Here is a 10,532-nt window from a genome sequence, read left to right as displayed (position 1 = left end):
CCGCCGTTAGAGCGGCTCGCCTGTGTTCAACGGCCAGTGCAACGTGGCGTCGCGGTGCTTGAGCAGCTTGGGGCTGACGCCATGGACCAGGCGGAATGTATCTGGGCACAGCCTGTCGCGCGTCTTGACCGCGAGCACGTTGATGCCGTGCGGCGGGCCTTCCAGATAGGTGGAATCGAGATCGACCAGCTCGACATGGTCGCTGTCGATCGGCTCGCAGCTCCAGATATCGCGCAGCGCGAAAACCTCATAGCCATGCTCGATCATCAGGCGGCACAGCGGCGTGTGCCGCAAACCCTGCGACCAATCGACATAGGCGCTGTGAATTTCGCAGATCAAGGCGGGGGCGGTTTCGGGCGGCTGGGCGAGAAACTGCGCTGCGCCGCGCAGCACCTCATGTTCGCCGCCCTCGATGTCGAGCACGATCAGGTCGATCACATCGATACCCGCCTCTGCGGCATAACTGTCGATCGTGCGCGAGACGAACGTCTGCCGCGCCGACCCGGTCGCCACCACCGGGCTTGCCAGGCTGTCATCCCCGTCCAGCGCGATTTCCACGCCATCGGATGACCACAGCGCCTGCGGGTTGACTACCAGATTGCCCATGCCATTGGCCGCAATGTTCATACGCAGCAGATCGAGGCTGGCATCGGACAGCTCGAAGCAGTGGCACAGGCCGCCCGGCGCCAGCACGCGCGCGGCGAACAGCGCATGGTCGCCGATATACGCCCCGCCGATCAGCACCTGGCTGCGCCCGGCAGCCAGCGACACGATGCTCCGCGTCGTCTGCGGCTCCCACACATGATCGGGAACCGCTGCGCGCGCCAGAGCGAGATCGCGCCCGATCTTCGAGGTGTTACGGAAGTTGATCACCAGATCGTCGCCCACCGTCCGGGTCAGCAGTTCGCCGGGCTGCAGCAGCGCGTTGGCGATCGGACCGGTCAGAAACTCGCGCAGGTTGATGGGGTGGTGCGGCTGGATCGCAGCCTCGATCGCGACCAGGCAATCCCACAGCCTTTCGCGCTGCTCGGGGTGCTGCGCTAGCAAAGCCGCGGCGGTGTCCAGCGAGGGGGCTGACCAGTCGGTCGCATCCGTATCCTCGCCCGCCATCCATCGCTCCCCTATGCGTGCCTGTCCGTGCCCGTCCTGGCCTTCTTGTGCTTGCCCAACGCGCCGGGGTGCGTCAAGCGCGGTCCCGCATCGGTACGGCGCGCGCGCTTGCCAAGCGTCCGGCGCCGATCCAAGATGCAGGCCATGCACCTGCTGCGCGCGATCGATCCTGAATTCTGGCGCGACAGGCGCGTTCTGCTGACCGGCTTTTCGGGGTTCAAGGGCAGCTGGCTTTGGCTGTGGCTCGAACATCTGGGCGCGGCTGTCACAGGTCTTGCGTTGCCACCCGACACCAGTCCCAGCCCAAACCCGAGCCTGGCCGGCGCGCTGGGCCTGTGCGATCGTCCCGGTGCGGTTCTGGGGGACATTCGCGACCGCGCACGGGTGCGCGCGCTGGTCGATCGCAGCGACCCGCAGATCGTCATCCACATGGCGGCGCAGGCGCTGGTGCGCCAGGGCTATGAACACCCGATCGATACGTTCGATGTCAACGTGACCGGGACGCTGGTGCTGCTCGACGCGCTGCGCCACGCGCGCTCGCTGCAGGCGGTGCTGGTCGTGACCAGCGACAAGGTCTATGAAAACGACAGCAGCGGACACCGCTTTGGCGAGGAAGACCGGCTGGGGGGCGCAGACCCCTATTCGGCGTCCAAGGCGGCATGCGAGCTTGGCGTTGCGAGCTTTGGGCGCAGTTTCTTCGCCGCACGGGACGCGGCCAGCCGCCCGGTCGGCATCGCGACCGCGCGCGCGGGCAATGTCATCGGTGGCGGCGACTGGTCGGCCGACCGCATCATCCCCGATCTGTGGCGCGCCCGCGTCAGTGGCACCCCGATTGCCTTGCGCTATCCCGACGCGACGCGGCCATGGCAACACGTGCTCGATCCATTGTGCGGCTATCTGGCGTTCGCCCGCGCGCTGAGCGAGGGGCTGGAAGTGGCGGCACTGAACTTCGGCCCCGAAGCCGGCGAGGTGCTGTCTGTGCGCGATCTTGCAGAGGCGTTCGACGCGGCTTGGCCGGGTGGGGCGACGCCGGGGTGGGTGCAGGCTGCAGGCGCGCATCCCAAAGAGGCCATGGCGCTGGCGATCGACAGCCGCAAGGCAGCGGCGCTGCTCGGCTGGAGACCGTCTCTCGATCAGCGCGAGGCGATCGGCTGGACCGCATCATGGTATGCCGAGCACGATCGCGGCGGAGAGATGCAGGCCTTTACCTTGGACCAGATCCGCGCTTATGAAAGGCGAATTGCTGGCCGGGAGGGGAGCTTGGCATGAAATTCACGCCGCTGCCGCTTGCGGGGGCCCATGTCATTTCGCTCGCGCCGAAAGCCGACGACCGCGGGCAATTCGTCCGGACGTTCTGCGCCCGCGCCTTTGCCGAGGCCGGGCTTGAAAGCCGCTTCGTACAGTCCAATCGCAGCTTTTCCGCCCGTCGGGGCACGCTGCGCGGGTTCCACTATCAGCTGCCGCCATCGGCCGAGGTCAAGCTGGTGCAGTGCACGCGCGGGGCGGTGCATGACGTCATCGTCGATCTCCGCCCGGATTCGCCAAGCTTCCTGCAATCCTGCGCCATCGAGCTGTCGGACATCAGCGCCACCGGGCTCTACGTGCCGCGCGGATGTGCGCATGGCTTCGTCACGCTAACCGATGATGTCGAAATCCACTATCAGGTGAGCGCCGCGCATGATCCGGCTGCCGAGCGCGGGCTGCGCCATGACGATCCGGCGCTGCAGGTGCACTGGCCGCACGGCGTCGCCAGCCTGTCTGACAAGGACCGTAGCTGGCCGGACTTCGACCCCGTCTATCATGGAACCGAGGCGCTGCGCGGCCTGCTGGAGGCGGCATGACGGGCAGTGCGTTTACCGTCTTCGGTGCTGCAGGCTTTGTCGGGCGCGAACTGGTGCGGCAGCTAAAGGCGCAGGGGGCATCGGTCAGGGTGGTCACCAGGGACAGCTGGCCATCTCCCGGCACGCGGCTCGGCCATGCCATCTACGCCATCGGCATGACAGCCGGCTTCGATGATCAGCTGATCGAAACCTTCGACCGGCATCTGTTGCGGCTGCACCATGCCCTGTCGTCGTACAGCTATGACAGCTTCACCTATCTTTCTTCCACCCGCATCTATGCCGGGGCCGAGACCGCGCATGAGGGGGCTACGCTGTGCGTTCGTCCTGCCGAGCGTGATCATGTCTACAACATCACCAAGATCGCCGGAGAAAGCCTCTGCCTCTCACAGGATCGCGCGGATGTACGTGCGGTGCGGCTGTCCAACGTCATCGGCGAAGGCGATGACGCCAAGACGTTTGTCGCTGCTGTGCTGCGCGAGGCCGTGACCACCGGATCGGTGCGCATCCGGCAGTCGCCGCAGTCGTCCAAGGACTATATCGCGCTCGCCGACGCGGCCGGCGCGATCATCAAGGTCGCACGTCATGGCACCAGGCCGATCTACAACATCGCATCGGGACACAATGTGACTCACCAGAGCATCGCCGACATGATCGAGGCGGCGGGATATTCCTGCCAGTTCGAAGAGCAGGGCCCCGTTGTGGTCTTCCCCGCCATCGACATGACCCTTTACCAAGACGAGTTCGGGCCGATCGAAACGGATCCGATATCCGCCATCGGCGCGCTTGTCGCCGCAAAGCGGGCGGGAGGCAGGCAGACGTGATCATTTTCGACGACGTTGCCGGATATGTCTCGGAAACCGATCCGATGGGGACCGAAATCGCCCGCTATCCGCTTGAAAGCGCGGAAGCGTTCGAACTGCTCAACCGGGCCTGGCTGCGCGCCAGCTGGGACGTGAAATACATCTACGCCTTCACCTGGATGGGACGGCCGATGATCCAGCTGCCCGAGGACATGCTGCGCATCCAGGAGGTGATCTGGGAGCACCAGCCCGATGTGCTGATCGAGACCGGGGTGGCGCATGGCGGATCGCTGATGTTCTACGCATCCTTGTTCAAGGCGATGGGCCGGGGCCGGGTCATCGGGGTCGAGGTCGAGCTGCGCGAGCACAACCGCGCGGCGATCGACGCGCATGTCCTGCGGCCGCTGATCACCATCGTCGAAGGCTCCTCGATCGATCCTGCCACCGTCGAGGCGGTGCGCGCCCTGGTTCGGCCGGGCGAAAAGGTGATGGTGATGCTGGATGCAAATCACACCAAGCCGCATGTGCTCGAGGAATTGCGCGCTTATGGGCCGATGGTCACCCCGGGCTGCTATATCATCGCTGCAGACGGGATCATGGAACAGGTCGCGGGCGGGCCGCGCACCGGACCCGACTGGGCACACTCCAATCCCAAACAGGCCGCGATCGCCTTTACCGCAGAGAACCCGGATTTCGCGATCGAGGAGCCGGTCTGGCCGTTCAACGAGGGCATGGTGCGCGAACGGCTGACCTATTGGCCCAGCGCCTTTGTGAAGCGGCTGTCATGACCGTGCCGCTGATCTCGATCCTCATCCCGACACGCGACCGGGCCGACACCCTGGCGCTGTGCCTGAAGGCGATGCGGCTGCACAGGACCCGTGACATGGAGATCGTCGTGGTCGACACCAGCCGCACCGGCAGCGCACGCGATGCCGCAGCCCAGGCAGCGGCGTTCGACGACCGGGTGCGTTATGTCGGTGCGGCGCAATCGACCAGCCAGCGGCACAGCTTCGAACTCGCTCTGGCCGCGGCCAAGGGGGATTATCTGGCGATCATCGGTGATGATGACGGCTATGTGCTGGGGTCGCTCGACTGGCTGGCCGACAGGCTGAAGCGCACCCCGGTGGATGCGGTGCGATGGTATCCGCTGCTGTATATCTGGCCGTCGCTGTCGCAGGATGGCGAGGGATTCTTCGATATCGAGCTGCCAAAATGCAACGGTGGCAGCGCCGTATTGCCGGCAGCCCCGCTCGCCGCGCGCAATCTGGCCGGCAAGCACGAAGGGTCATGGTCGAACATCCTCGTCTATCACGGCATGATCTCGCGCGGCGTGTATGAAAGGATGAAAGCCAGGCTCGGCGGCACCTTCTTTGCCTATCCGATGGCCGATACGTTCGCCCACAATCTGCTGCCCTTTGCATGCGACAGCTATCTGCAGGTGAATGATTTCGTCTCGATCTACGGCATGTCGCACTGGTCTGCCAATGCCTCGTGGTCGCGCAACGGAAGCGGGGAGGAGGCGGCCGAGGCGAATCGCTGGATGGACGAAAGCAAGGTCGACGAGCTCGGCCGAAACCAGCCCTGGCACCCCGAACTGCGCACGCTGCGCTATCATGATTTCGTCGTCTTCCGGCTGGGCGAGGCGCATGGCCTCACCGGCAGTCAATCGGCCGACCAGCAGCTGTGGACCCGGCTGATCATCGAGGAGGTCAGGCAGGAGCCCTGGAAATACGCTGCCTGGCTGGATTTGGAGCCCAAGGCCCCGTTCGACGCCGAGATCATCGCGGCCGTGCGCCGGCGTTTCGGCCAGCATCCGCTGGGCAATGCCCGGATGGCCGACCACCTCAAGGCGCCCAACAGGCAGTTGCCCTCGCTGCGCGTGCGCGCGGTCGATCCGGATCTGCCCGATACCATCGAAGGGGCGATGCTGGCGGTCGAGGCGATTCTGGGAAGCGATGCAGAAAAGTTCGAAAAACCCGCTGCCGTCGATGCGACTGTGCCGCTGACCGGCAGGCTGATGCGGCGCGGGATGCATGTCCTGCGCAAGATGGCGCCAGGCGCTGCATCGAGGATCATGCACAGCCGGTGGATGCCCGGCTTTGGCTGGCGCCTCGTGCATAGGCTCTATGCCGGACAGCTGCCCACCGGCCATGGCGCGCGCGCGCAGATCAGGGCACTGGCCAATCGCGACAGGTCGCATCCAGGTTGCGCACAGGGCGATGCGGGCGCGGCAGGGAGCCAGCCATGAAGGCGGTGCTGCTCGCCGGCGGCTATGGCACCCGCATCGCCGAGGAAACCAGCCTGCGGCCCAAGCCGATGATCGAGATCGGCGGCTATCCGATCCTCTGGCACATCATGAAGATCTATTCCGCGCATGGCATCCGCGATTTCGTCGTGTGCCTCGGCTACAAGGGCTATCTGCTCAAGGAGTATTTCGCCAACTACCTGCTCCACTCGTCCGACGTGACGATCGATACCCGCTCGGGCAACATCGCCTATCTGCGGTCGAAGTCCGAGGAGTGGACGGTGACGCTCGCCGATACCGGCGAAGACACCATGACCGGCGGGCGGCTGAAGCGGGTCGCCAAATATCTCGATCCGGGCGAGAGCTTCTGCATGACCTATGGCGACGGGCTGGGCGATATCGACATCACCGCGCTCGTCGCCTTTCACAAGCGCCATGGCAGGCTCGCGACGCTGACCGCGGTGAGCCCTCCCGGGCGTTTCGGCGCGCTCGAGCTGAGCGGCAGTGACGTCACGCGCTTCAAGGAAAAGCCCAAGGTGCTGGGAGAGGCGGTAAATGGCGGCTTCTTCGTGCTCGAGCCCGCGGTGCTCGACCGGATCGAGGGCGATGCGACGTCATGGGAGCATGAACCGCTGCAGGGTCTGGCCGCCGATGGCCAGCTGAAGGCCTTTGCCCATGAGAGCTTCTGGCAGCCGCTCGACACCTTGCGCGACAAGGTGCTGCTCGAACAATTGTGGCAATCGGGCAATCCGCCCTGGAAGCTGTGGTAGCATGGCTGCGCCGGTCGCCTCCGAAGCGATGATGCCGCGCGTGCGCCGTTACGCGGCGCTGGCTCGCTATCTGACCCGGATGGAGTTCGAGCGGCGATTTGCCGGGAGCATCGGCGGCGGCTTGTGGCTGTTCGCCAGCCCGTTGCTGATGATCCTGGTGATCTGGTCGGCCCTGTACTTCGGGCTGGGGATGCGCGGGCCGCAGGGCAGCGATTATGGTGCCGGCTTGGCGGTTGCGCTGGCGGGCTGGCTGGTGTTTGCCGAAGCGATCAACGCGGCGCTGCCGTCGATCGTCGCGAGCCCGCATCTGGTCAAGAAGGTGGTGTTCCCGGTCGCGCTGCTGCCGCTTGCCCCGGTGATGGCGGCGTTCCTCGTCCATGGGCTGGTGATGGCGGTGATCTGCCTGGTGCTGCTGGTGCAGGGCCATGGCATTGGCGTATCGATCCTGTGGCTGCCGTTCTGGATGCTGTGCCTGTTGCTGGTCGCCAGCGCTGCCGCACTTGCGGTTGCCGGGGCCAATGTGGTACTGCGCGACATGTCGGCGATGGTCCCCAATGCCATCGCGCTGCTGTTCTGGATTACCCCGATCATCTGGCCGCTGGGCAATGTGCCGCAACGCTGGCAGTGGCTGGCAAGGCTCAACCCGCTGGGTATCATCCTCGATGGCTATCGGCACGCCGTGCTGGGCAGCACCGCGCCGCTCGGTGCGATGGCAGCCTGGGCGTTCCTGCTGGCGCTGATCGTGTTCGGCCTTGCCGTCCTGTTCGCCTTCGAGCGGCTGCGGCAGTGGTTCGCCAATGTCCTTTGATGCAGCCGCCCCCCCGCGCGCGCCGCAGTCCGGGGACGCCGTGGTGGTTCTTGACCGGGTGGGCAAGCTCTTTCCCGCAGCGCGGCCTTCGCTGCTCGATGCGCTGCGCAACCGCATCACCCAGGGCTTTGCAGCGCTGTCCGATATCAGCCTGACCGTGCGCCAGGGCGAGACGCTGGGCATCCTGGGCAGCAACGGCGCGGGCAAGTCCACCTTGCTGCAGATCATCGTCGGGGTGCTCGCGCCGACCAGCGGCACCGTCACACGGCAGGGCCGGGTCGCGGCGCTGCTCGAGCTGGGTGCGGGCTTCAACCCGCTGTGGACCGGGCGTCGCAATGCCGAATTCTATTGCATGGTGCAGGGTTGCGACCGCGCGACGATGTCCGCCCGGCTGCGCGAGATCGAGGACTTTGCCGATATCGGTGCCTTTTTCGACCGCCCTATGCGCACCTATTCCTCGGGCATGTTCATGCGGGTCGCGTTTGCCGCCGCGATGGCGAGCGATCCCGACATCTTCATCGTTGATGAGGCGCTGGCGGTCGGCGATGCCCGCTTCCAGAAGAAGTGCTTCGGCTATTTCACGCAGCTCCAGGCACAGGGCAAGACGATCATTCTGGTCTCGCACGACCCGATGCTTGTCAGCCGCTTCTGCACGCATGGCGTCGTGCTCGATGGCGGCCAGCAGGTCATGCACGGCAGCGCCAGGGACGCAGCGGCAGCCTATATGGGTCTGATCCATGGCGGGGACGCAGGCGCGCCGGACGGCCAATCGGACACCGACGCCGACGTAGCCTCGGCAGGCGAGGTGACCCCGCCGGGCGGGCACGACCCTGGGCGCCACCTTTTTCGATGGCCGCCCGAAGACGCTGCGTGGCGCACGCGGCCGCATTACAACCGCGAGGAGGCGGTGCTGGGCAGGATGATCGGCCATATCACCGACCTGGTACTGACCGATGCCGAAGGTTCCATTTGCGGGCCCACAGTGGCTGCCGGCAGCCGCCTGACACTGACCGCGCAGATCCGGGCGCTGTGCGATGTCCAAAAGCCGCATTTCGGATTGATGATCACAACCCAGGAAGACGCGATCGTCGCTGCGGTGTCCAACACCATGCTGGGAGAGCCCGATGTCCCCCTGCGGGCGGGCGAGGAGCTGACCGTCGGTTTCACCTTCGATCTGCCGCTGGCGCGCGGCGACTATTTCATCGATTTCGGGCTGGCCGAGGCCGCGGGCGAAAGTCTGGACGTGCTCGAATGGCGCAGGGGCGTGAGCCACCTGGTGGTGGCCAACAGCAGCAACGCCACCGGGATCGTCGATACCAGGGCGGTCTATCGGCGGAGCTGAGCCTTGCGCTCGCTCAAGCCGCAGGATCGAGCGTCTCGGCGACCTCCTTGGTCTTGCGCTCGGGCAGCGCGATCATCGCGAGGATGAACAGCGCAAAGCACAGGCAGATCGCGTTGGGAATGATCAGCGCCCATTCGCCCTTGAGCAGCCCGAAGCTGGTCCATGCGGCAAAGGCCAGGCACGTCAGCGCGAACATGCCGAGCGACAGCCCCTCGGTCGAGCGGCTGCGGATGATTTTCCACGCCTGAGGGGTGAAGCTTGCGACCGAAGCCACCGCTCCGATGGTGCCTGCAACGGTGATCCAGTCGAGTGTCATACCCGCCCCTACGCGCCCGGCGCGTTCGGGTTTCGCAAATTCCTGCCGGACCAAGGATTGTCGGATTGCGCGCGTGGCATCGCGCGCGCGGGAGCCATGCCCGGGGGTGCGCGTATTCGGCTCTGGATGATGCCCATGGGGTGTCCTCCTCCGACGGCCAACAGGCCGGTGGGCAGCAGCGACAACAAGGCGGTGGACGAGTGGATCGAGTGGACAAGGCCGCGCGCGGAGATGCGGCGGCGGTGCTGGATGGCGGCCTGATCTATACCCAGGACGACACGCCGGGGATCACCCGGGTGCGGCGCGGGCGGGGCTTCAGCTATCACGCGCCGGACGGCCGCCTGATCCGGGACGCCAAGACGCTGACCCGCATCCGGATGCTGGCGATTCCGCCCGCTTATCAGCAGGTGTGGATATGCCCGAAGCCCAACGGCCATATCCAGGCGACCGGGCGCGACGACCGCGGCCGCAAGCAATATCGCTATCATGCCGCGTTTCGGGCGTCGCAGGACGAGGCCAAGTTCGCGCGCCTTGCCAAGTTCGGCGCGGCGCTGCCCGAGATACGCGAGCGTATCAGCGCCGATCTGCGTGCCCGCAGCACCTCGCGGCGCTGTGTCATCGCTACCATCGTGCATCTGCTCGATTGCACCGCGATCCGCATCGGCAATGCACCCTATGCGCAGCAGAACCGCTCTTATGGGCTGACCACGCTGCGCCAGCGGCATGTGACGCTCGAATCCTCGACCATCCGCTTCCGGTTTGCCGGCAAGGGCGGCAAGAAATGGGATGTCTCGCTGCGCGACCGGCGGGTGGCGCGGGTGCTGCGCGGGTTGCAGGAGCTGCCTGGCCAGCAGCTGTTCGGCTATCTCGATGGCGAGGATGTCCGCACGGTGACATCGGACGATATCAACGCCTATCTGCGCGAGATCGGCGGGGAGGATTTCTCTGCCAAGGATTTCCGCACCTGGTGCGGCACCGTGACCGCCACTGCCATGCTCGCCGAACTCCACCAGCAGGAGGAGCCGCCTGCGGCCGCCGCCGCGATCAAGCAGGCGGTGCTCGCAGCGTCGCAGGCGCTGCAGAACACGCCCACCATTTGCCGCAAGTCCTATATCCATCCTGCCGTGCTTGAGGCGTACGATACCGACCAGGCGCGCTTTGCCGGCATGGCCACAGACGATGCCGAAAACGAGGTGCTGGCGCTGCTGCTGGCGGCAGAAAACCGCGGAAAACGGGGAACCAACCGGCAGTCGAAGCGTGGTTAGGCGACACCCCCTATCAGCGGACCATAGCCATCGGG

General features: G+C 65.7%; 11 protein-coding genes. 9 read left to right on the top strand and 2 right to left on the bottom strand.

Annotated elements, in window-relative coordinates; all coding sequences use genetic code 11:
- Positions 1-6: 6 nt before the first annotated feature.
- Positions 7-1,110, bottom strand: a complete 1,104-nt coding sequence (locus tag IP68_RS15640) for an FkbM family methyltransferase (protein WP_054135944.1) — start codon at positions 1,108-1,110, stop codon at positions 7-9.
- 144 nt (positions 1,111-1,254) lie between these two features.
- Between IP68_RS15640 and rfbG the strand changes: the two genes are divergently transcribed.
- The 8 genes from rfbG to IP68_RS15600 are packed head-to-tail and all read left to right on the top strand — an operon-like array spanning position 1,255 to position 8,916.
- Entirely contained in the window at positions 1,255-2,379 is a 1,125-nt protein-coding gene (gene rfbG, locus IP68_RS15635; protein WP_197275827.1) for a CDP-glucose 4,6-dehydratase, read from the top strand.
- On the top strand, positions 2,376-2,951 hold the full coding sequence (locus IP68_RS15630; RefSeq protein ID WP_054135942.1) for a dTDP-4-dehydrorhamnose 3,5-epimerase family protein: 576 nt from the start codon (positions 2,376-2,378) through the stop codon (positions 2,949-2,951). The genes rfbG and IP68_RS15630 overlap by 4 nt, the downstream gene beginning before the upstream one ends.
- Complete coding sequence (locus IP68_RS15625; protein ID WP_054135941.1) at positions 2,948-3,772, top strand: SDR family oxidoreductase; 825 nt, start codon at positions 2,948-2,950, stop codon at positions 3,770-3,772. Before IP68_RS15630 ends, IP68_RS15625 begins: the two co-directional genes overlap by 4 nt.
- On the top strand, positions 3,769-4,539 hold the full coding sequence (locus tag IP68_RS15620) for a cephalosporin hydroxylase family protein (RefSeq protein WP_054135940.1): 771 nt from the start codon (positions 3,769-3,771) through the stop codon (positions 4,537-4,539). The genes IP68_RS15625 and IP68_RS15620 overlap by 4 nt, the downstream gene beginning before the upstream one ends.
- Positions 4,536-5,999, top strand: coding sequence for a glycosyltransferase family A protein (locus IP68_RS15615; RefSeq protein WP_054135939.1), 1,464 nt, complete (start codon positions 4,536-4,538; stop codon positions 5,997-5,999). Before IP68_RS15620 ends, IP68_RS15615 begins: the two co-directional genes overlap by 4 nt.
- Positions 5,996-6,766: a glucose-1-phosphate cytidylyltransferase gene (gene rfbF / locus IP68_RS15610; RefSeq protein ID WP_054135938.1), complete on the top strand. Its 771-nt coding sequence runs from the start codon at positions 5,996-5,998 to the stop codon at positions 6,764-6,766. Before IP68_RS15615 ends, rfbF begins: the two co-directional genes overlap by 4 nt.
- Position 6,767: 1 nt before the next feature.
- Positions 6,768-7,574 (top strand): ABC transporter permease, encoded by an 807-nt coding sequence (locus IP68_RS15605; RefSeq protein WP_054135937.1) that lies wholly within the window; start codon positions 6,768-6,770, stop codon positions 7,572-7,574.
- A complete protein-coding gene (locus IP68_RS15600) occupies positions 7,564-8,916 on the top strand; it encodes an ABC transporter ATP-binding protein (RefSeq protein ID WP_054135936.1) in 1,353 nt (450 codons plus the stop codon). Before IP68_RS15605 ends, IP68_RS15600 begins: the two co-directional genes overlap by 11 nt.
- A gap of 13 nt (positions 8,917-8,929) precedes the next feature.
- Here the strand turns inward: IP68_RS15600 and IP68_RS15595 are convergent, their stop codons facing one another.
- A complete protein-coding gene (locus IP68_RS15595; RefSeq protein WP_054135935.1) occupies positions 8,930-9,232 on the bottom strand; it encodes a SemiSWEET family sugar transporter in 303 nt (100 codons plus the stop codon).
- Positions 9,233-9,432: 200 nt separating this feature from the next.
- Here IP68_RS15595 and IP68_RS15590 point away from each other — a divergent pair, with 200 nt between their 5' ends.
- Positions 9,433-10,497, top strand: a complete 1,065-nt coding sequence (locus IP68_RS15590) for a DNA topoisomerase IB (protein ID WP_231684079.1) — start codon at positions 9,433-9,435, stop codon at positions 10,495-10,497.
- The last annotated feature ends 35 nt before the right edge of the window (positions 10,498-10,532 follow it).

Source organism: Blastomonas sp. AAP25, assembly GCF_001295965.1.
GTDB lineage: Bacteria > Pseudomonadota > Alphaproteobacteria > Sphingomonadales > Sphingomonadaceae > Blastomonas > Blastomonas fulva.
Note: the sequence above shows the minus strand (reverse complement) of the source record. Positions and strands in the feature narration are given on the sequence as shown.